The sequence below is a fragment of the Rhodopila sp. genome (genome assembly GCF_965276935.1).
Classification (GTDB): domain Bacteria; phylum Pseudomonadota; class Alphaproteobacteria; order Acetobacterales; family Acetobacteraceae; genus Rhodopila.
Genome location: NZ_CBDIBS010000004.1, coordinates 1,621,912 through 1,643,542 on the forward strand (window position 1 = coordinate 1,621,912; position 21,631 = coordinate 1,643,542).

Consider the following 21,631-nt stretch of genomic DNA (forward strand, 5'->3'; position numbering starts at 1 on the left):
TCGCCTCGCAGGGAGGGCGTAGCCTGATCGGAGAGGCGACCCGACAGCAGCGGCAAAATTCATGCGGCTGCCACGTGTGGCGGCAGGTGGGTGAAGTAGGCTTGGTCCGGCGTCCGGGCGTCAAGGCTCGAGTGCGGTCGTTTGCAGTTGAAGAAATCCAGATATACCCCGATCAGGCGCCGCGCTTCGGCGACGGTTTCATAGGCCCGCAGATAGACCTCCTCGTACTTCACCGACCGCCACAGCCGCTCGACAAATACGTTGTCTCGCCACGCACCACGACCGTCCATGCTGATGGCGATCCCGTTCTCCAGCAGCAGCCCGGTGAACGCGGCACTGGTGAACTGGCTGCCTTGATCGGTGTTGAAAATGTCCGGTTTTCCCTGCCGCGCCAGCGCTTCCTCGACGGTCTCGAGGCAGAAATCAACCTCCATGGTGACCGACACCCGCCACGCCAGAACCCGCCGGCTAAACCAGTCAACCACCGCCGCCAGATAGACAAAGCCTTTCGCCATCGGAATGTAGGTGATGTCCATCGACCACACCTGGTTGGGCCGGTCAACCGGCAGGCCGCGCAAAAGATATGGGTAAATCTTGTGTCCTGGACACGGCTTTGACGTGTTCGGCCGACGGTAGATCGCCTCAATACACATTCGGCGCATCATCGTCCGCACCATCTCGCGGCCAATGATCACCCCCTCCCCGCGTAGCAGATCGCGCAGCATCCGGCTGCCCGCGAACGGGTAGTCCAGGTGCAGCGCATCAATCCGCCGCATGATGACAAGCTCGCCCTCGGGCACCGGCTGCGGGTCGTAGTACAGGCTGCTGCGGCTCAATCGCAGCAACGCCGCCTGCCGCCCCAGCGGCAACTCGTGCGTCCGGTCAATCATCGCTTTGCGCTCCGCAGGCCGGCCTTGCTGAGCGCACCGGACAAAAAATCGTTCTCCAGCGTCAGCTCTCCGATCTTGGCGTGGAGTGTCTTGACGTCGATGACAGGTGCCGGTTCGGATGCTCCGCCGCCCGAACCAAACAGGCCCGAGGCTGCCTCCAGCAGGTGTCCCTTCCAGGCAGTGATCTGGTTCGGATGCACCTCAAACTGTTGCGCCAACTCGGCCAGCGTCTTCTCGCCCTTGATCGCGGCCAGCGCCACCTTGGCCTTGAAGGCCGCAGCGTGGGTCCGGCGTGTTCGCTTCGTCATATTCGCTCCTGATCCGCGGCATCCTCGCCGCTCTCAGGCAGAAGTTCCACTTAGCAGACTGTCCGAATTTAGCCGACCACCTCTCTGGTTGAGCTCACTCGACTCATAACGGCCCAAAACGCTCTGGAACTTGATCATACGCACACCCTGAAGGGCTTCCGACCAGCGCATCTTTGGCCCTCCAAAGGGCCTAGTATCACCGGACAGATCGTGCGCTACCTAAACCGGATATATCGTGTGCTATCGACACTTTATTTTCCGTGGGTTTCCGCGCCGCCGCCGGCGGCTTATTATCTTTAAATCATCGTTGACCAGAAGGAGGACGACGACATGAAACGTTTGTTTGGTGGCGGCCACGACACTGTGGAAGCCTTCCCGGTGCAGTTTAGCGACGAGGACTGGCGTCACAGACTCGACCCGTCACAGTACAACGTGCTGCGCAAGCACGCGACAGAGCGCGCCGGCACCAGTTCACTGAATTCGGAGAAGCGTGGCGGTACATTCGTATGTGCCGGCTGCGGCAAGGCGTTGTTTGCCTCGGACACCAAGTTTGAAAGCGGTACCGGATGGCCGAGCTTCTATGAGCCGCTTGAGGGCGCAGTGGAGACGACGGAGGATCGAAGCCTGTTCATGACGCGCACGGAAGTACATTGCGCGGCGTGCGGTGGTCATCTAGGGCATGTGTTTTCCGACGGGCCACGGCCAACTGGGCAACGCTACTGCATGAATGGCGTGGCGATGGCATTCAAGCCGGTGTAGCGGCTGGCAAGGAATGATTTTCCTAATGGCGGCGTGACCGTGTGCCATGCCTGGCATGGCGGAGAACCCGTTGAAAGTTTATTGCAGGTTCGTAGTCGCCACGGCCGCCGTAGTAGCAGGGCGCCTTGATCTTATTTCTCAAGGCAGTGAAGTGCTGCCTGGTTCCATCCGGCCAAACGCGCTAGCGAGACGATTAATGGGAGCGTATCTGTGACCTTTTGCCAGGCCGCGAGGGCTCGGTTGGGGTCACCGCGGCGAACAACCGCTTGTTCGTCGAGGCGGTGCTGTTCCGCTTTCACGCCGGCGTTCCCTAGCGTGAGCTGCCCGAGCGGTTCGGCGATGGCGTGAAGGTCCACCGCCGCTTTAGCCGATGGGCGAAAGCGGGCGTGTGGGAGAGACTGTTTTAGCCACTTGGCGGCAGACGCGGATAATGAGTATGCGATGATCGACAGCACCATCGTGCGCACCCATCAGCACAGCGCCGGCGCCCAAAAAAGCCGGCGAAGAGCAGGCCATCGGCCGCTCACGCGGCGGGTTGAGCACCAAGATCCACGCCCTGGTCGATGCGCTGGGCAACCCTGTTGCGTTCTGCCTGACCGGCGGACAGGCCCACGATCTGGTCGGCGCCGACCACCTGCTGCCCGACATAGCGGCTGACATGCTGATCGCCGACAACGCGTTCGATGCCAACGAGCGGGTGATTGAGCCGCTGGCCGAAGCCGGCAAGACGGTGGCGATCCCGCCCAAAGCCAACCGCCGCGTCGCGCGGGACTATGACCGCGATCTCTACAAGGCGCGCCACCTGATCGAGAACTTCTTCACCAAGCTCAAGCAGTTCCGCGCCATTGCCACGCGCTATGACAAGACCGCTCGCAACTTCCTTGCTGGCGTTTACCTGGCTTCCACCGCAATCTGGCTCAATTGACGACACGCCCTAGCTTGCTCCCGTCCTAATCCCTCGCTATCCAGCAGCGATGAGCTGGCTCTCTGAATACGTTCGCCCGAGAATTCGAACTCTGTTTAACCGGTCGGAGGTCCCGGAAAATCTCTGGCATCAGTGTCCTTCCTGCCTGCAGATGATTTTTCATCGAGACCTCATGACTAATCGCAAGGTGTGTACGCATTGCGGCCACCATATGCGTGCTACCTCGACCGAACGCTTAAATTGGACGTTTGACGAAAACGCCTTCACGCGTATTGAACTTCCCAAACCTGTCGCCGATCCGCTGAAATTCCGCGACACTAAGCGCTACGCCGACCGCCTTAAGGAAGCTCGGGAGAAAACCCACTCAGACGACGCCATCACCGTTGCTCATGGAACTATCGCTGGTCATAAGGCTGTCGTCGCTATCATGGACTTCTCCTTTATTGGCGGCTCCATGGGCGCAGCAGTAGGCGACGCCATCGTCGCTGCTGCTCGGTTGACAGTCTTGCAACAGGTCCCGCTAATTGTTTTCACCGCCTCCGGCGGCGCCCGCATGATGGAAGGCGCAATCAGCCTAATGCAGATGCCCCGAACAGTCATCGCCACCCGCTTGGTTAAGGACGCTGGCCTGCCATTCATTGTGGTGCTCTCCGACCCTACTACCGGCGGTGTGACTGCCAGCTTTGCGATGCTCGGCGACATCCAGATCGCCGAACCTGGCGCTCTGATCGGCTTCGCCGGCGTCCGCGTCATTGAACAGACTGTTCGCGAAAAACTACCCGAAGGCTTTCAGCGCGCGGAATACCTGCTTGAACATGGCATCATAGATTTGGTTGTCAAACGCACTGACATGCAAGCTGTGCTGGCTCGCATCGTCGGTCTGCTGTGCACAAAGAACCTTCAGGCAGCGGCGTGACAAACTCAATGGCTCTTATCGTGTTGATTGTTGATAAGGTCCAAGTCCGATAGCGCCGAGAATCATGGCGGTTGATGTGGCGTTCTGTCCCAGCGCCTCGAGAGTTCGGCGCCATCCGAGATAGTTCGTCAGGTTTTTGGTGGCGACGCCATGGAAGCGGCGCAGCCATTCCTTCAGCCGGCCATGGTAGGCATTGACCTTGTTGAGGTGAAAATCCGGTGCTTGCGGGTTTGGTTTGCCAGGCATCGGCAGGACGTGGGCCGCGGTTCCAGCGCGGCGCGCAAAGGCGACAATGGCCGTGCCGCCATCGCAGCAGAATTCGTTGGCCGGGGTGACGACGTCGCCCAGCGCCGCGGGAATGGAGACACGGTTCAATTTCGGCAACACCGCGTCCGTGGTCGCACCCTGACGGTCGCGCGCAACAATGACCGGGATCTGTTCGGTGGATAGGCCGCGCTTGGCCGATTTGCCACCTCGCTTGCGCGACTTGCGCGGCAGGCCCGATCGCTTGCCCTTGAACGATTCCAGAATGAAGGTCTCGTCGCCTTCGACAATGCCAGCCAGTGCCTTGGGTTTGTCGCCGGCCAGAGAGTCCAAAAACCGGTGACGCCAGCGAAACGCCGTGGTGTAGTGCACGCCGCATCGATGGGCGGCTTTCGCGATGCTGACGCCCTCGATCATGGCCTCGGTCTGCGCCGTCCATTTGTCCTTCATGCGCAGCTTCGCCAAGGGGGTTTTGGTCAGCGCGTTGAACGTGCGCTGACAGGCTTTGCAGCGATAACGGGCCAGATTGCTCGCCTCGCCCCAGCGCACGACGTCGTGGTTGTTGCAGTGTGGGCAACCAACGCTGTCCACCCGGCGTTGCCCAAGCTGCGTGATACCGGCCGCTTCAACCTGGTTCGCTGGCCGCGCTCTCGGCGGCGGGCTTGCAGACAGACCTTCGTCCGCTGCCGACTGCACCAGCCGTGAGGCGTCGGGGGCCAGTCGGCTGTGCATCTCAATGTCACCGCCGTCCGCAGTTTCGGATAACGCCAGCGCCTGCAACGCTTGTCGCCGCTGTGACGCGGTCAAAGCCGTGATCCCACAAAGTCACCTCTCAAACGCCGTCAACTCCATGGCAATCCCCTTCGTCGGCGTCGTCATTATAGCCGATATCAACAATTAACGCGATAAGAGCCTATGCAAAAGGCCACTAGCAAAGGAGTTCTAAAGGGCAAGTTCATGCACGCAGGCTGGGATGACCGTTACCTTGCCAAGCTACTGGCACTATTCGGAATGCGATTGCCCTGCCCCTCGGTTAATAATGTTGCAGCACCCTTCCGCGGACCTGCGTGGCTAGTCGACGTGAGGTTCGCATGTTGTGGCTCAGCCGGCCGCCGATGCCGCGCTGATGCGATAGGCGACTGGATGGTCTCAAGCTGCCATAGCTTTGAACGTTGACATCACAAGGCATCACCGCTCACACTTGCAGCAGGCTGTTCCGGGACGCTTGAACGGTTTGGCGGACGGTCCAATCTTACAGGTAACTGATTTCAGGAAGGTCCAATATGAACGCGAACACCATCCCAGTAACCGATAAAAGCTTTGCAACCGATGTTGTGGAAGCAAGTAAAACTAGCCCCGTATTGGTGGATTTCTGGGCGGAATGGTGCGGCCCGTGCAAGATAATTGGACCAGCGCTGGAGGAACTTGCGGGCGAATTCGCCGGAAAGCTAAAGGTGGCGAAGGTGGATATCGACAACAATCCAATGTTGCCAAACCAGTTTGTAGTCCGCGGCATTCCGACGTTAATCCTTTTCAAGGATGGCAAGCCAGTGGCGACTCAGGTTGGCGCTCTGCCTAAGAGCAAGCTGAAGGACTGGATTGCCGGGAACATCTGAAGCGACCGCCAATTATAGCTGGTGCATCCTTGCACCATATGCGAATGGCCCCTGGGGTTCAAGGGGTTGAGCGAGAGATTGGCTGTGGGTTGAATGCATTCATGTGTCCGGCCTGTTGGTGCGGCCCTATGATCGCTGGCCAAGATGGGATCCGCAAGCGGGCGCCAAACAACGGCGCGACCTGATTGGATCACAGGTATTAACGGCCACCCCTTTCAGGGTGGTCATTTCATTCCCAGCCTTGGTGGATGAGCGGTGCATCGGACGGGACTGGGTTGGTATGGTCTGTTGTTCTGGATCGGTTTGAGCGGCGCGTGCCGGCAAGTGTGATGGCGCGCGCCGCTCAAACCGATCCAGAACAACAGACCATACCAACCCAGTCCCGTCCGATGCACCGCTCATCCACCAAGGCTGGGAATGAAATGACCACCCTGAAAGGGGTGGGTCTTACATGCCAGAGTTCATCGCGCCGCAGGATGGCGCTGAGAAGCAGGACTGCGAACGCAACGCCGCCAAGCGCTGGCTCGCCACGCATGCGAACCGCGTCAAGGACCTGCAACTGATCTATCTCGGCGACGACCTGTTCGCCTGCCAGCCGATCGCCGCGGCCATCACGGCGGCGGGCGGTGATTTCCTGCTGACCGCCAAGCCGGCGTCGCACAAGGCGCTCTATGACTTTATGCAAGGGGCGACGCGCGCGGCGCATACCGTGAAGCAAAAGGTGGCCGGCAAGCCCCTGACCTATCGCTACCGCTGGTTCAAGCAGGCGCCGCTGCGCGCGGGCAAGGACGCTCTGCTGGTCAACTGGATCGGCGTCACCATTGCCGACGCCAAGAGCAAGGTCACCTATGACAATGCCTTCGTGACCTCGCTGCCGGTCACCCGCGACACCGTTGCCGAACTCGTCGCCTGCGCCAGGGCCAGGTGGAAGATCGAGAACGAGAGCTTCAACGTGCTCAAGTCCAACGGCTACCACCTCGAACACAACTTCGGCCACGGCAAGCAGAACCTGGCCATGGTGTTCGCCGCCATGAACCTGCTGGCCTTTGCTATCCATACCGTCTGCGATTGCCTCGAACAGCTCTGGATCGACGCCAGGACCGCCAAGCGGGCGCGCCAGCGCTTCTTCGAGCACATCAGGACCATCACCGCCTACCTCGTCTTCCCCGACTGGCAGACCCTCACGCAAACCCTGACCGACTCCAAACCGCCCCCCGACATCGCCGCCCAGATCGCGATGTGAGACCATGACGGACAGGGGCATTTAGAATTTCTGGATCATGGTCCAGTGAGTTCGCTTAAAAATTTGCCGGCCGTAGCAGACGAGCCAACCGGTCCAGCACGGCATTGGCAATCCCCGGCTCCGGGCCGGTAAAGAACCCTCGCGCCACGTCCAGGTATTCGCTGATCACCACCTTGATTGGCGGCCCATCGGCCATTTTTAATTCCGCGGCACCGGCTCGTAACAATGCCCGCAGCACCGGGTCGATCCGATTAAGCGGCCATTCCGCCGGCAAGGCTTCGGATACCATCGTGTCGATGGCGGCCTGTTGCAATACTGCGTTACGCACCACGCGGGCAAACAGCGGCACTTCTGCATCCGGCACACGGCCATCTTCAAATCCGCCAGCCTGCTGACCATTGAGGGCCGGTAGTTCTCCCAGGCGGTGCTTGACGAACTGGTCGATCACGGTTTCCGCGTTATCACCAGCCTGTTCGCTCTGGAACAACGCCTGCACGGCGGCAACCCGCGACGCCGTTCGCGTCCGAGTCTTCGGCGGACGCGCCATCAGGCGGCGCCGAGGTGACGGGCCGCGTCGATCTGCAACAGTGCCGCTGCGGCGGCTTCGGCACCTTTGTTGTGGCCATCCTGACCTGACCGGGATTCAGCCTGGACGATCGTATCGCAGGTCAGCAATCCAGTTCCCAGTGCAATGCCGAATTGCAATGCGACGTTCATGATCCCGTCCATCGTCGTTCTGCAAATAAAGTCATAGTGGTCGGTCTCGCCACGAACGATGCAGCCAAGCGCGATAAATCCGTCGAACCGCTTGCTGCCGCGCATGGCGATCCGGATGACCTGCGGCAACTCATAGGCTCCGGCAACGTCCAGGACCTCCGCCGTGGCGCCGATCTCATGCAGAATACGCCGCGCGCCGATGGTCAGTCCATCCACCACGCCGCGGTAGTAGGGCGCACGCGCGATCAGCAGATGCGGCGGCGGCCCCTGCACGCGCGGCGCGCTGGGCAGTGTGGCGTCCTGCGTGCTCATCCCTCGTAGTCCAGGCCGACGATGTTCGGGATTGGCCGGCGCTCGACGATGTTCAGCCCATAGCCTTCCAGGCCAATTATGTTCCGCTGGTAGTTGGTCAGCAGCACCATGTTCTCCACGCCCAGATCCAGAAGGATCTGAGCGCCGATGCCATAATCTCGCAACTCCCGAACCGGTCGTTTGGCCCCCGCAGCCAGCACGCGGACGCGTTCGGCTAGTGCGGTGGGCCGGTGTTCGCGGATAAACACCACCACGCCGCGGCCGGCCTTGGCGATCAGGTGCATGGAGTTGTGCACCGACACCCAATGCGGCGATCCGGTCATGTCATCCAGCAGATCGACCGCATGCATGCGCACCAGCACGGGCTCGGGACCGCTGACGTCGCCCTTGATCAGCGCCAGATGCTCCTGATACTCGACCGTGTTGGCATAGACAATGGCGCGCCAACCGCCGCCAGCGGGATGCTCGTAATCGCCTTCCTCAACACGTTTCACTAGCCGCTCGGTTAGGCGGCGGTGGGCGATCAGGTCGGCAATGGTGCCCAGCTTCAGGTTGTGTTTCTGTGCAAAAGTCACTAGATCCGGCAGACGAGCCATGGTGCCATCGTCATGCATGATCTCACAGATCACGCTGGACGGGTTCAGGCCGGCCTTGCGGGCTATATCGACGGATGCCTCGGTATGGCCGGCGCGTACCAGGGTTCCGCCCTCCCGCGCTACCACCGGGAAGATGTGGCCTGGCGTGGTAATGTTGTCGCGCGTGCTGTCGGGGCTAATCGCTACCGCGATGGTGCGCGCCCGGTCGGCCGCCGAGATGCCGGTGGTTACACCCTCTCGCGCCTCGATCGACACGGTGAAGGCGGTCTGGTGCCGCGTGCCGTTCTGCCGGCTCATTAGCGGCAGGCCGAGCGTTTCGACGCGTTGGCGGGTCATCGCCAGGCAGATCAGGCCGCGGGCGTGGCGGGCCATGAAGTTGATCGCGTCCGGCGTGGCGAACTGGGCCGGGATCACCAGGTCGCCCTCGTTTTCCCGGTCCTCGTCGTCAACCAGGATGAACATGCGGCCGTTGCGGGCTTCCTCGATCAGTTCCTCGGCCGAGGATAGAAATTTTGACAGTTCCACCGTGGCGAAGCTCTGCTGCAGGTTCTCCATCACGCGGTCTCCGTTCCAAGGGATTCGGTTTTAAGGCACTCGGTCAGGCGCGCGACGTAGCGGGCCAGCATGTCGATCTCGATATTCACCGGGTCACCGGGCTTCATTGTGTCGAAGCCGGTGACCGAGGCGGTGTGCGGAATGATGTTCACCCCAAAGGTATCGCCCCGCACCTCGTTGACCGTCAACGATATGCCGTCAATCGCGACGCTGCCCTTGGTGGCAATGAAGCGGGCAAGATTGGGTGGAACCTGGAAAACCCAGCGCATCGATCCATTCTCCGGCATGACGGAAATGGCTTTGCCGACGCCGTCGGCGTGGCCGGAGACGAGATGCCCACCCAGTTCATCGCCCAGGCGCAGCGATCGTTCCAGGTTGACCCGAGAGCCGACGGTCCAGGTGCCCAGCTTAGTGTACGCCAGGGTTTCCGCCGACGCATCGACGGCGAACCAAGTCGGTTGAGGCGCCGGATCGAATTCGACAGCCGTCAGACAGCAGCCGGAACAGGCGATAGAAACGCCGAGTGCAACCGGCGGATCGGCCAGGAAGGCGGCGGGCGTGTCGATGACCAGGCGCATGTCGCGGCTGGCACCAGTTGGTTCTATGGCGCGGACGTGCCCGAGGGCGGTTATAATGCCGGTGAACATGGGGTCTGCCTCGTGTATACGGAAATCATGTCATCGCCGATCGCGGTGACGCAATCCCGCTTGAAACGAGGCATTAGGTCAAGGGCTTCCACGCCGAACGCCTGCACGGCTGGCCAGCCATCGCCGCCCATAATGGCCGGGGCGTGGAACCAGGCGATGCGATCCACCAGATCCGCGCGCAGCAGTGCGGCGGCAATCTGCCCACCCCCTTCGACCAGCAGGCGGGTCAGACCCGCTGCCCCCAATGCCTGAAGGCCCGCCGCCAGATCAATCCCAGCGGCGGCGGCTGGCACAGTGATCAATGTTGCACCGAGATCGGCGAAGGCGGTGCGACGGGCGAGATCGGTGCCCTCTCGGATCAGAAACCAGGTGGGAATTTCCGCTGCGGTGGCGGCCAGCCGAGTGGTCAGCGGTGTGCGCAGATGACTGTCGGCAACGATGCGGGTATTTGGAAATGGCCGAAAGCCAGAAATGCGACAGGTTAGATCGGGATTGTCCGCCAGCACAGTGCCCACTCCGATCATGACCGCATCGTGCTGGCCACGCAGCGCGTGGCCCAGACGGCGGGCGGATGGGCCGGTGATCCATTGGCTCTCGCCGGCACGGGTGGCGATGCGCCCGTCCAGCGTGGCAGCGAGCTTCAACGTCACCATCGGCCGGCCCAGGGTAACGCGCTGAATGAAGCCACACGTAACGTTTCGCGCCTCGGTCTCCAGCAGACCGGCTTCCACCGCGATACCGGCGGCACGGAGTTTCGCCAGCCCCTGACCATTGACCCGCGTATCGGGATCGCCACTGCCGACGACGACGCGGGAAATGCCGGCTGCGATCAACGCATTGGTACAGGGGGGTGATTGGCCCCAGTGGCAGCAGGGTTCCAACGTGACATAGGCGGTGGCTCCACGTGAGTGCTCTTCGGCCATCACCAACGCAATTGGTTCGGCATGCGGCCGTCCACCGGGCGCGGTGGCACCACGGCCGACTACGCGTCCATCGCGGACGATGACGCAGCCGACGGACGGATTGGGCCACGTGGTACCCAGACCCCGCCGCGCCAATGCGAGAGCAGCACGCATGTGAACCATGTCGGCGGCGGTGGCGCGAGCCGGACTGGGGGCGGGTGGACTATTGTCGGCGGCGGATAATGGATGGGTCACCAAGCGCGTACCCAAGCATGTTCTCCCCCGGCCTGCGCCCGCCGTGACACCAGGCAAAGGCCGTGGGGTTCCCGTCCGACCACGCCGTCAAAGAAAAGAGATATGCGCCCTAACACTACTCCTGTACTCCGTCCGCCAGGCCGCCGACAAAATCCTCGAAATCCTTCGCCTCCCGAAAATTACGGTAGACACTGGCGAATCGTACATAGGCAACCTGGTCCAGCTCCTTCAAGGTGTCCATCACCAGCTCGCCGATCTGCTTGCTCGGGATATCGCTGTCGCCTGAAGCTTCCAACTGGCGCACTACGGAATTGACGATGCGTTCAATCCGCTCTTCCTGGATCGGCCGCTTGCGCATGGATATCCGGATCGAGCGGGCCAATTTGTCGCGGTCGAACGGCACCCGTCGGCCATCGCTCTTCAGCACGGTCAGTTCGCGCAACTGCACCCGTTCGATCGTGGTGAAACGCTGGCCGCAGTTGCCGCAGGAGCGGCGCCGGCGAATTGCACCGTTATCCTCGGTCGGGCGGCTGTCCTTCACCTGGGTGTCGTCAGAGCCGCAGAATGGACAACGCATGCCGACTAATGGCCCGGATATAGTGGAAAACGGGCGCAGAGCGCCTTGACTTGCGCACCGACGGCGGTTTCCACAGCGGCATTGCCGCCGTCATTAGACCCACCAAGACCCTCCAGAACCCTGTTGATCATCAGGCCAATCTGCTGGAACTCGTCAATCCCAAAGCCGCGCGTGGTTCCGGCGGGGGAGCCTAAGCGGATGCCGGAGGTGATCGCTGGCTTCTCCGGGTCGAACGGGATGGCGTTCTTGTTGGTGGTCATGTGGGCGCGTTCCAGGCTGGCCTCGGCTGCCTTGCCGGTCACTCGCTTGGGGCGAAGATCCACCAGCGTAAGGTGGCTGTCGGTGCCGCCGCTGACGATATCCAGCCCCTGCTGCTTCAAGGTTTCCGCCAGCATCCGGGCGTTGTCCTGCACCGATTTCTGGTACAACCGGAACTCCGGCCGCAATGCCTCTCCGAACGCCGCTGCCTTGCCGGCGATGACGTGCATCAGCGGGCCACCCTGCAGGCCAGGGAAGACGGCCGAATTGATCTTCTTTCCAAGGTCCGGGTCGTTCGACAGGATCATGCCGCCGCGTGGGCCGCGCAGGGTCTTGTGCGTGGTCGTGGTCACCACATGCGCATGCGGCAGCGGGCTTGGGAACAGCTCAGCCGCCACAAGGCCGGCGAAATGCGCCATATCGACCATGAAGTAGGCGCCGACCTCGTCCGCCACCTTGCGAACACGAGGAAAATCAATGAAGCGCGGATAGGCGGAGCCGCCGGCGATGATCAGTTTCGGCCTTTCCGTGCGGGCCAGATGTTCAAGCGCCTCATAATCCAGCAGTCCGTCTTCTCGGCGCACCCCGTACTGCACCGCGCGGAACCATTTGCCGGACAGGTTGGGCGCCGCGCCGTGCGTCAGATGGCCGCCAGCCGCCAGACTCATGCCCAACACGGTGTCCCCCGGCTGCAGCAGCGCCAGGAATACCGCCTGGTTTGCCTGGGCGCCGGAATGCGGCTGCACATTGGCGAAGGCGCAGCCGAACAGCGTATTCGCCCGCTCGATCGCCAGCGTTTCCGCCACGTCCGCATAGATGCAACCGCCATAGTAGCGGCGGCCTGGATAGCCCTCGGCGTACTTGTTGGTCAGGACGGAGCCTTGCGCTTCCAGCACGGCGGCGGAGACGATGTTTTCCGAGGCGATCAGCTCGATGCCGTGCTGCTGACGGTCGAACTCCGCCTGGATCGCCGCCGCGAGTTGCGGATCGGTATCCGCCAGCGGGGCGGAGAAGAAACGCTGCGTGCTTGCAGCGAGCATATGCTCGTTCATGGGCTTCCCGCGGTATCGGTGTGTAGCAACCGTGTAGCATGAGGTTGAGGGGGTAGAAACGGGAGTCTCAGCGCGCTGCTGTAATCCATTGTGTCCGACTCCGTTGGCAGGGCAAAATGCCGTCATGCCGCCGGCTTCGCCCCTCATCCTCGCGCTGCCTGACCTTCCGGCGACGGAAGCACTAGCCCGGCGCATCGCGTCCCTCGTCCGCCCGGGCGATAGCCTGCTGCTGGAAGGCCCACTCGGCGCCGGAAAGACCGCTCTCGCTCGCGCCTTTCTCCGTTCGGCCGCGGACGATCCCGCGCTGGAGGTACCTAGTCCCTCCTTCACCCTGGTGCAGGCCTATGACACGCCAATCGGTCCGATCTACCATTACGATCTATGGCGTCTGGATCGGCCCACTTCGCTCACTGAACTAGGCTGGGAGGACGCACGCGACGGCATCGTGCTGGTCGAATGGCCGGATCGCCTCGGTTCACTTCGGCCCGACAGCGCCCTGACGATCGCGATCACCCTGGCTGTGGGCGATGCACGGGTGGCAACCATGACCGGGTGGCCCGACCGGATCGGCCGCATTGCATGACCCGCGACGATCGGATCGTGCTGTTCCTTGCCAACGCTGGTTACGATCCCGCCGACGCCGAACCGCTTGTTCAGGATGCCAGCTTCCGCCGCTACCTCCGGCTGCGAGGGACACGGCCCGCCGTGCTGATGGATGCTCCACCGCCCGAGGATGTCCGCGGCTTCCTGCGCATCGCCGCCCATCTGCGCGACGTCGGCCTGTCAGTGCCCTCGGTGATCGCCGCCGATGCAGACAATGGACTGGTTCTGGAGGAAGACCTTGGCGATGACCTGCTGTCCGTCCTGCTGGATAACGCCACTATTCCGGCCGAAAGGATTCTGGGTGCCGCAGTGGACGCGCTGGTTGTGATGCAGCGCGCCACGCCGTCGGCGGACCTGCCTGCCTGGAACGCGCCGACGATGGCGCAGACCGCGATGAGCACGTTGTTCGACTGGTGGTGGCCAGCTCGCCACGGCGCCCCCGCCCCGATCGCGGCGCGTCGTGATATCGCGGCGGCACTTGAAGCGACGCTGGAACCGGTCGCATCCGGCCCGGGCTGCTTTGTTCACCGGGACTTCTTTGCCGGCAACCTGCTCTGGCTGCCGCATCGAAGCGGGGCGCAACGTGTCGGGATCATTGACTTTCAAGGCGCCGCGATTGGACATCCGGCGTACGACCTGGTCTCGCTCATCCAAGACGCCCGCCGCGACATTCCGCCCGCTTCACGAGATCACGCGGTCCAGCACTATCTGGCCGCCCGCCCCGAGCTAGACCCCGGCAGCTTCCTCGCCGCCTTCACTGCCTGCGCCGCACAGCGCCATCTGCGTGTCGCCTGCCAATGGGTAAGGCTTGCGCAACGAGATGAGCGGCCGCAATACCTCGCCCATGGGCCACGGACCTGGCGCTTGCTGGATGACGCTCTGCGCCAGCCCGCCGCCACGCCGCTCGCGGCCGCCCTGAACCATTGGATACCACCCGACCAACGGGGCAATCCGCCAGGACTTGCAGCATGACCCTTTCCCCCCACTCAGCCATGGTTCTGGCGGCGGGTCTCGGCACCCGTATGCGGCCGTTGACCAATACCACCGCCAAGCCGCTGCTGAAACTCGGTGGGCGTACTCTGCTGGATCACGCGCTGGATCATCTGGCTGCCGACGACGTGCGGGTCGTTGCGGTGAATGCGCATTGGCACGCGGACGCTGTTGCCGATCATCTGGCGCGTCGAACGGAACCACCACGCACCGTGCTGCTGCGGGAAAGCGACCTGCTGGAAACCGGTGGTGGTGTCCGCGCCGCTTTGTCGTTGCTTGGCTTCGATCCATTCTTCGTTATCAACGGCGACGCGTTCTGGCTGAACGGACCAATGACCGCCCTGCACCGGCTAACTCTGGCGTTCAGCAATGATGTGGACGGTGTGCTGCTGGTGCACCGTACGTCCCACGTCCGCGCCGAGGTCGGATTTGGCGACTTCGCGCTGGACAAGTGGGGTGCGCCGCGCCGCAGGGTACAGGCCGAGGTGGTGCCCTATATTTACGCCGGCGTGCAGTTGATCCATCCACGCCTGTTGGCTAGCGCGCCGAAAGGCGCCTTCAGCATGAATCGGCTGTGGGACCGTGCGCTCGCCACTGGCCGACTGCGGGCGGTCGTGCATGATGGCATCTGGTTCCATCTCTCCACCCCGCCCGACCTGGCGGAAGCCGAGCAGATTTTGGAAGCACGGGTAACCGGCGATGCGCGGTGGCCGTGGCGCTGAACCTCTTTTCCATCCCGCCGCATGTGCCGTTCCTCGACGCGCTCGCGAACGGCTGGCTGGCGCGCGCAACCGACCCGCTATCGGTCAGCCATGGGTTGATCCTGCTTCCCACCCGCCGCTCCGCCCGCGCGCTTGTCGAAGCGTTCCTCCGTGCCACCAACGGCCGCCCGCTGCTGTTGCCGCGCATTACCGCGATTGGGGCGCTGGATGAGGCGCCGCTGGCGCTGGCCGGGGCGCTGGACGTGCCGCCGCCGGTCGAGCCGATGCAGCGTCTGGCCGCGCTGGCCGCGCTGATCCTGGCGATGAACGGAGACGGCGGCGCGCCGCGCAGCGCGGATCGTGCCTGGCTGCTGGCCGAGGAACTGGCGTCGCTGATGGATGACGCAGAGTGGGCCGGCATCAACCTTGACCAGCGGTTGCCCGACGCGGCCGACGCGGAATACGCGGCGCACTGGTCAAAGACACTGAAGTTTCTGCACATTGTCACCACCGCTTGGCCCGCCTGGCTGGCCGACAACGGCCTGATGAACCCAGCGGAGCGTCAGGTCGCCCTGCTGGACGCGCAGGCTGCGGCGTGGGAGGCAAACCCGCCGGACCACGCAGTGCTAATCGCCGGCACCACCGCCGGCATTCCCGCCGTTGCCCGCCTGCTGCGGGTGGTCGCCCGTCTGCCGCAGGGTCAGGTGGTGCTGCCGCAATTGGATATAGGCATGGCGGAAGCCGCGTGGCAGGATCTGGAGGCCTCGCACGCGCAGGCGGGACTGTTCCGATTGCTGGCCGACCTGGGCGCGAGCCGCGGCGATGTGCATCCATGGCCGGTCGAGGCGGTGACAAACATTCCGCCGACACGCTTTCCGCTTCTGTCAAGGGCGTTGCTTCCGGCTTCCGCGCTGCATGCATGGATGGACCGGACGCCGGTGCCGCTGGAAGGGCTCACGCGGTTGACGACGGCGGACCAGCAGCAGGAGGCCGACGCCATCGCGCTGGCGCTCCGCGACGCGCTGGAAACGCCGGGCGCGCGGGCGGCATTGGTGACGCCGGATCGGACCTTGGCTGAACGCGTCGCCGCGACTCTGCTGCGCTTCGGCGTGGTCGCCGATGACAGTGCCGGGGAGCCTTTGGCCAATACGCCGCCGGCGGTTTTCCTGCGGCTGCTGATCCGCGCGGTGGCCGAGGATCTGGCGCCAGTGCCGCTGCTGGCTCTGCTGAAGCACCCGCTGACCGCTGCCGGCCTGTCGCAAGCTGCCTGTCGCGCGTCCGCTCGAGAGCTGGAAACCTTATGCCTGCGCGGTCCGCGTCTTCCGCCCGGTCTGGGCAATCTGCGCAGAGCGATTGCAAAGGCCGGCGGACCAGAGTCCGCCAGTGCGGCGTTTGCGGCGCGGGTGGAGGCCTGCCTGGAACCGGCATTGCGGATGGATTCAGCGATGGAGATCGAGCCGCGGACGGCGATGGGCGCGTTGATCCAGACGGCTGAACGCTTGGCCGCGACTGCCACTGCGTCCGGACCTGCCAAGCTTTGGGCGGGCGAGGAAGGCGACGCGCTCGCCAGCCGCCTGGCGGCGGTTCAGGACGCATTCAGGCTGCTGCCCGATCTGCGGCGGCGCGTGCTGCCGGGCCTGCTGGATGCCGTGCTGCAAGGCGCGGTGGTGCGCACCCGGCGCGCGCTACGCGGACGGACAGGGACTGAGCATCCTAGGGTCTTCATCTGGGGCCTGCTCGAGGCGCGTTTACAGACTGCTGACCTTCTGGTTCTGGGCGGTCTGGCGGAGACTGTGTGGCCGCCGGTGGCCGAACCCGGGCCATGGCTGTCGCGCCCGATGCGCGCCCGTGTCGGCTTGCCGGCACCGGAGGAAGCCGTTGGCCAGGCGGCACACGACTTCATCGCCGCGTGCTGTTCGGCACCCCACGTGGTGCTATCCTGCTCCGTTCGTCGCGACGGCGCTCCGGCCGTGCCGGCACGCTGGCTGACGCGGCTGGAAATGTTTTTGGAAGGACGGGAGTCAACGGCGGTCCCAGTTGATTTGGTGTCGTCGAATGATGTGTCACGACCGGACGAACGAGCATGGGAGGGAAGGTCTCCCGAGACCCAATCCCTTCCCGAACATCCTGCATCCGCCTGGGTGAGAGCGCTTGACCTGCCTGCCGGGGAGGCGGTGCCAGTTAAGCCGCCGCGCCCGCGGCCGCCCGTCCATCTCCGTCCACGCAGGCTGAGCGTCACCGAAATCGAGACTTGGCTGCGCGATCCCTACGCGATTCACGCCAGACACATCCTCAAGCTGATCGCGTTGCGGCCGTTGGATGAGGCGACGGACGCAGCCGACTATGGCTCTCTGGTGCATGACGGTCTGCATCGCTTTTTACGGGAATTTGGCCCGAATGGTCCGCCTGATATGGATCAGGCACTGCGCCGGGCCATGCGGCAGGCGCTGGCCGCCGCGGAGCTTCGGCCAGCGCTTCAGGCCTGGTGGGCGCCGAGGCTGGAACGAATTGCCGACTGGGTGGCGGCGATGGAAGCATCGCGGCGGGTGCTGCGCCAGCCGTTGACTATTGTCGCCGAGGCGGCCGGGGCAATCGACCTGCAACGGCCTGGCGGCCGGTTCCGGCTGACCGGGCGGGCAGACCGGATCGAGCGCTACGGCGACGGCAGCCTGTCGATCCTGGACTACAAGACCGGCACCCCCCCCAGCCAGAAGGAGGTTGACCAGGGTCTCGCGCCGCAGCTTCTGCTGGAAGCGGCCATGGCGGCAGAGGGCGGTTTTGGCGACGCGCTGACCGGCACCACCGCCGAACTTATCTATTGGCACCTGTCCGGGGGCTTCAAATCCGGCGAAGCCCGGCTGCTGTTCGACAAGCGGCCGACGGAGATCTCCGGCGCCGCGGCGGCGGCACGCGACAATCTGTGCCGGCTGATCGACGAATTCGACGTGCCGGCGCGAGCCTATCTGTCCCGGCCCAACCCTGGCGTGGCGCCAAGATTCTCGGATTACGAACAGCTTGCCCGGGTCGCCGAATGGTCGGCGGTCGGAGACGCCGATGAGTGAGTCGGCCCGCGATCGTGCCAACCGCGCACAACTGGCAGCCTCCGACCCAGCGACTTCAGCCTTCGTGGCGGCGTCGGCCGGATCGGGCAAGACCAAGCTGCTCACTGACCGGCTGCTGCGCCTGATGCTGGCCGGCGCAAGGCCGGATCGCATTCAGTGCCTGACCTTCACCAAGGCGGCGGCGGCGGAAATGTCCCTGCGGCTGCAGAAGACCCTGGGCCGCTGGGTGACGATGACTCCGGCGACATTGGCCCAGGCGCTGCGGGCGCTGGACGTGGAGCCAACCGAGGATGCCTGCCACGCCGCGCGGGCGCTGTTCGCCCGGGTGCTGGATCTGCCCGGCGGCATGCGCATCGGCACCATCCATGCCTTCAGCCAGTCCCTGCTCCGGCGCTTTCCGCTGGAGGCGGCGATTTCCCCGCATTTCCAGCTTGTGGAGGATCGGGACGCCGACGCGGCGCTGACCGAGGCGCGGGAGGATGTCCTCGCTGAAGCCAGCACGCCGGCAATGCTGGCCGCCCTTGCGACCTTGGCTGGCCTGGCCTCGGCCGAAGATTTCGGCGGCCATGTGAAGACGCTGCAGACCGACCGGGAGCGGCTGCGCGGCGCGTTGCAACTTGGCGGGGACCTGGAACGGGCGCAGCGGCGTGCGCTGGGGGTAACGTCGGCAACCGACGTGGAAGTGGTGGCCAATGGCGTAGCGTGGCTGGGTGAGGGCGCGCTGCGGGAAGCCGCCAGAGTGGTGCTCGGTGGCGGCGCCGCAAAGGTTGCCGCAAAGGCCGCGGCGCTGCTTGACTGGCTTGGCTTGCCGGCGGATCGGCGGCAGGCACAATGGCCTGCCTGGTGCGACATTTTCCTTAAGCCTGACGGCGAATCGCGCGGTGACACAGCGTTGGTCAGCCCAAAGCTGCTTGAGGCCCATCCGGAGTTGCTGCACCGCTATCGCGAAGAGGCAGATCGGATCATTGCGGTGGAGCATGAAAGGAAGGCGCTGCGGCTGGCCGCGGTGTCTGCGGCGTTGGCGGCCCTGGCTGGGCCAGTGGCGGGCGGCTACGCGCAACGTAAAGATGACGCCGGGCTGCTGGACTACAACGATCTAATCGATCGGACCGGGACATTGCTGTTCGATCCCGGCGCAGCCTGGGTGCTGTACAAGCTCGATGGCGGCCTGGATCATCTGTTGCTCGACGAGGTGCAGGACACCGCTCCGCAGCAATGGCGCATTGCGCACGCGCTGAGTGAAGAATTCTTTGCCGGTAGCGGATCCCGCGACGGCGTCCGCACGGTGTTCGCCGTCGGCGATCGGAAACAGTCCATCTACTCGTTTCAGGGTGCCGACACGGCGGAGTTCGACCGGTCCCGGAATCTGCTCGAGCGGCGTGTGCGCAACGCCGGTGAGATCTGGGTGGATGGCGCGCTGGATGTATCGTTTCGCTCGACCGCCCCGGTGCTGGCGCTGGTGGATGCGGTGTTCGCCGATCCGCTGGCGGCACCCGGCGTGGTCGCGCGAGGGGAGCGTCTGACGCACTACGCCGACCGCGCCAGCCATGCCGGGCTGGTGGAACTTTGGCCGCTGGCGCCTTTGCCGGACGTGCCACCGCACGCGCCATGGACGGTGCCGGAGCAGAACCAGTCGCAGACGTCAGCCCGTCAGTTGTTGGCCGACACCCTAGCCGGCTGGATTGGTGCGATGACAAACGGATCGGAATTGCTGGAAAGCAAGGGGCGTCCGCTGGCCGCCGGCGATGTGCTGGTGTTGGTGCGCCGCCGAGATGAATTTGCCCGGGCGCTGGTGCGGGCGCTGAAGGCGCGCGGCGTGCCGGTGGCGGGCCTGGACCGGATGGTGCTGACCGAGCAGCCGGCAGTGCGTGACCTGATGGCGCTGGCGGATGCGCTACTGCTGCCCGGCGATGACCTCACCTTCGCCTGTATGCTGACCAGCCCGCTCGGCGGCCTGACCGATGACGAGCTGACCGAGCTGGCGATCGGGCGCACTAGATCATTGTGGGACACGTTGCGCGACCGTGCCGATGAACGGCCATCCTGGCGCCAGGCCGCGAATTTTTTCGCCCGTTTGTTAGCCCGGGTCGACTACGTCACTCCGTTCGTACTGCTGGCCGAAACGCTTGGGCCGCTAGGTGGCAGAGCGCGCCTGTTCTCCCGTCTAGGACCGGAGGCGGCTGAACCCGTGGACGAACTGCTTAACGCGGCGCTGACCTACGTCAGTCTGCATCCACCATCGCTGCAAGGGTTCTTGCATTGGTTGCGCCGCTCCGGTGCAGAGGTGCAGCGGCAGGCCGAGGCGGCTGGAAACCTCGTGCGGATCATGACGGTGCATGGCGCCAAGGGCCTGCAGGCGCCGTTGGTCGTCATTCCGGATACCACGGCGCTGCCGAAGGATGATGGCGCGATTGTCTGGGCGGACGATCCCGCCACGGGACACGCCGTACCACTTTGGTCGCCACGCGCGGCCTTTCGCTGCGTGGCATTGGACAAGCTGCGGCAGGCTGATCGGCAACAAGAGATCGAGGAATACAATCGACTGCTCTACGTCGCGCTTACCCGCGCGGAGGACCGTCTGCTGATCTGCGGCTGGCAGGCCAAGACTGCTTCAAAGGACATGTGCTGGTACAACATGGTTGCCCGGGGCTTCGAGGCGCTTGGCGCGGAGCGGGAACCATTCGGCCTGTGGGATGGCGACATGATGCGGCTGGGCTCGCCGCAGCGGATTGAGGCTGAATCGACTCGAGCATTAACGCCGGCGGCGCTCTCGGGTCCTAGACCGGACTGGATTGGCGTCGCGCCTGATTGGGTGCCGGCGGTTTTGCCAGCGGAACCGCCTCGACCGACGGCACTCGCGCCGAGCCGGCCAGAGGGCGTGGAGATGGGCTCGTTACCAGCCGCCGACTCGCCGCTGGGTGACCGCGCCCTGGCGGATAACCGGTTCCGACGGGGCCGCTTGATCCATACGCTTTTTCAGCATCTGCCAGCGGTGCAGGAGACCGGCCGACTGGAGGCCGCGCTGCGCTTCCTGCAGCGTCCCGGGCATGGCCTGCCGGATAATGAGGCGCGTCAGATGGCGGTAGAGGTCTTAGCGGTGATGGCACACCCCGACCTGCGACCGTTGTTCGGGTCAGGCAGTCGGGCAGAGGTGCCTCTAACCGGTGTGGTCGCGGGGTCGGTCATTAGCGGGTTGGTGGATCGGCTGGTGATTTTGCCAGACCGGGTTCTGGTGGCTGAGTTCAAGACAAACCGTCGGCCGCCGAACGAGGTGGCAGCTACCCCCGTAATGTATTTGCGCCAGATGGCCTCCTACCGCGCTGTGCTGCGCGGCGTGTTTCCCGATCGGCCGATACGCTGCGCCTTGATCTGGACGCAGGTGGCGCGGGTGGCAATGCTGCCGGATGAGATGCTCGATCCGCATGAACCAGGTCATGTAAAGGACGCAGAATAACGATGTACGAACATTAGGGTCTGTTTACA

Annotated in this window: 18 protein-coding genes and 1 pseudogene; 10 read left to right on the forward strand and 9 right to left on the reverse strand. The window is 63.9% G+C overall.

Going from position 1 to position 21,631, the window contains the following annotated elements; translation table 11 throughout:
* Positions 1–59: 59 nt before the first annotated feature.
* A protein-coding gene (locus ACQY4S_RS23805) for an IS3 family transposase (RefSeq protein WP_428483442.1) occupies positions 60–1,198 on the reverse strand; the annotation gives its coding sequence in 2 pieces (ribosomal slippage) (positions 60–940 and positions 940–1,198; 1,140 coding nt in all).
* A gap of 330 nt (positions 1,199–1,528) precedes the next feature.
* Here ACQY4S_RS23805 and msrB point away from each other — a divergent pair.
* From msrB to accD, 3 genes and pseudogenes are all read left to right on the forward strand, one after another.
* Positions 1,529–1,957, forward strand: coding sequence for a peptide-methionine (R)-S-oxide reductase MsrB (gene msrB, locus ACQY4S_RS23810; protein ID WP_428487672.1), 429 nt, complete (start codon positions 1,529–1,531; stop codon positions 1,955–1,957).
* A 206-nt stretch (positions 1,958–2,163) separates the two neighbouring features.
* A pseudogene (locus tag ACQY4S_RS23815) lies at positions 2,164–2,882 on the forward strand (IS5 family transposase).
* 49 nt (positions 2,883–2,931) lie between these two features.
* Complete coding sequence (accD, locus tag ACQY4S_RS23820) at positions 2,932–3,798, forward strand: acetyl-CoA carboxylase, carboxyltransferase subunit beta (protein ID WP_428487673.1); 867 nt, start codon at positions 2,932–2,934, stop codon at positions 3,796–3,798.
* Positions 3,799–3,813: 15 nt separating this feature from the next.
* On the opposite strand, the gene ACQY4S_RS23825 is transcribed toward accD, so the two are convergent.
* Complete coding sequence (locus tag ACQY4S_RS23825) at positions 3,814–4,842, reverse strand: IS1595 family transposase (RefSeq protein WP_428487674.1); 1,029 nt, start codon at positions 4,840–4,842, stop codon at positions 3,814–3,816.
* A 503-nt stretch (positions 4,843–5,345) separates the two neighbouring features.
* Between ACQY4S_RS23825 and trxA the strand changes: the two genes are divergently transcribed.
* Positions 5,346–5,678 (forward strand): thioredoxin, encoded by a 333-nt coding sequence (gene trxA / locus ACQY4S_RS23830; RefSeq protein ID WP_428487675.1) that lies wholly within the window; start codon positions 5,346–5,348, stop codon positions 5,676–5,678.
* Between the two features lie 451 nt (positions 5,679–6,129).
* On the forward strand, positions 6,130–6,921 hold the full coding sequence (locus tag ACQY4S_RS23835) for a transposase (RefSeq protein WP_428487676.1): 792 nt from the start codon (positions 6,130–6,132) through the stop codon (positions 6,919–6,921).
* Between the two features lie 55 nt (positions 6,922–6,976).
* On the opposite strand, the gene nusB is transcribed toward ACQY4S_RS23835, so the two are convergent.
* The 7 genes from nusB to glyA all read right to left on the reverse strand — a co-directional run bounded on the left by nusB (position 6,977) and on the right by glyA (position 12,792).
* Positions 6,977–7,468 (reverse strand): transcription antitermination factor NusB, encoded by a 492-nt coding sequence (gene nusB, locus ACQY4S_RS23840; RefSeq protein ID WP_428487677.1) that lies wholly within the window; start codon positions 7,466–7,468, stop codon positions 6,977–6,979.
* The gene (gene ribH / locus ACQY4S_RS23845; RefSeq protein WP_428487678.1) at positions 7,468–7,950 is read right to left on the reverse strand and encodes a 6,7-dimethyl-8-ribityllumazine synthase; all 483 of its coding nucleotides are present in this window, start codon (positions 7,948–7,950) and stop codon (positions 7,468–7,470) included. Before ribH ends, nusB begins: the two co-directional genes overlap by 1 nt.
* Positions 7,947–9,101 (reverse strand): 3,4-dihydroxy-2-butanone-4-phosphate synthase, encoded by a 1,155-nt coding sequence (gene ribB / locus ACQY4S_RS23850; protein ID WP_428487679.1) that lies wholly within the window; start codon positions 9,099–9,101, stop codon positions 7,947–7,949. The genes ribH and ribB overlap by 4 nt, the downstream gene beginning before the upstream one ends.
* Complete coding sequence (locus tag ACQY4S_RS23855; protein WP_428487680.1) at positions 9,101–9,748, reverse strand: riboflavin synthase; 648 nt, start codon at positions 9,746–9,748, stop codon at positions 9,101–9,103. Before ACQY4S_RS23855 ends, ribB begins: the two co-directional genes overlap by 1 nt.
* Positions 9,730–10,920 carry a bifunctional diaminohydroxyphosphoribosylaminopyrimidine deaminase/5-amino-6-(5-phosphoribosylamino)uracil reductase RibD gene (ribD, locus tag ACQY4S_RS23860; RefSeq protein WP_428487681.1) on the reverse strand — a complete coding sequence of 397 codons (1,191 nt, stop codon included), beginning with the start codon at positions 10,918–10,920 and terminating at the stop codon, positions 9,730–9,732. The genes ACQY4S_RS23855 and ribD overlap by 19 nt, the downstream gene beginning before the upstream one ends.
* A 100-nt stretch (positions 10,921–11,020) precedes the next feature.
* Positions 11,021–11,482, reverse strand: a complete 462-nt coding sequence (gene nrdR / locus ACQY4S_RS23865; RefSeq protein WP_428487682.1) for a transcriptional regulator NrdR — start codon at positions 11,480–11,482, stop codon at positions 11,021–11,023.
* A 5-nt stretch (positions 11,483–11,487) separates the two neighbouring features.
* On the reverse strand, positions 11,488–12,792 hold the full coding sequence (gene glyA, locus ACQY4S_RS23870) for a serine hydroxymethyltransferase (RefSeq protein WP_428487683.1): 1,305 nt from the start codon (positions 12,790–12,792) through the stop codon (positions 11,488–11,490).
* A 124-nt stretch (positions 12,793–12,916) separates the two neighbouring features.
* Here glyA and tsaE point away from each other — a divergent pair, with 124 nt between their 5' ends.
* From tsaE to addA, 5 genes are read left to right on the forward strand one after another with little or no spacing between them, the layout of a single operon-like run.
* The gene (gene tsaE, locus ACQY4S_RS23875; protein WP_428487684.1) at positions 12,917–13,375 is read left to right on the forward strand and encodes a tRNA (adenosine(37)-N6)-threonylcarbamoyltransferase complex ATPase subunit type 1 TsaE; all 459 of its coding nucleotides are present in this window, start codon (positions 12,917–12,919) and stop codon (positions 13,373–13,375) included.
* Positions 13,372–14,367, forward strand: coding sequence for an aminoglycoside phosphotransferase family protein (locus ACQY4S_RS23880; RefSeq protein WP_428487685.1), 996 nt, complete (start codon positions 13,372–13,374; stop codon positions 14,365–14,367). The genes tsaE and ACQY4S_RS23880 overlap by 4 nt, the downstream gene beginning before the upstream one ends.
* Positions 14,364–15,107: a nucleotidyltransferase family protein gene (locus tag ACQY4S_RS23885; protein WP_428487686.1), complete on the forward strand. Its 744-nt coding sequence runs from the start codon at positions 14,364–14,366 to the stop codon at positions 15,105–15,107. Before ACQY4S_RS23880 ends, ACQY4S_RS23885 begins: the two co-directional genes overlap by 4 nt.
* Positions 15,104–18,148, forward strand: a complete 3,045-nt coding sequence (gene addB, locus ACQY4S_RS23890; protein ID WP_428488488.1) for a double-strand break repair protein AddB — start codon at positions 15,104–15,106, stop codon at positions 18,146–18,148. The genes ACQY4S_RS23885 and addB overlap by 4 nt, the downstream gene beginning before the upstream one ends.
* Positions 18,141–21,602: a double-strand break repair helicase AddA gene (gene addA / locus ACQY4S_RS23895; protein ID WP_428487687.1), complete on the forward strand. Its 3,462-nt coding sequence runs from the start codon at positions 18,141–18,143 to the stop codon at positions 21,600–21,602. Before addB ends, addA begins: the two co-directional genes overlap by 8 nt.
* Positions 21,603–21,631: the final 29 nt, after the last annotated feature.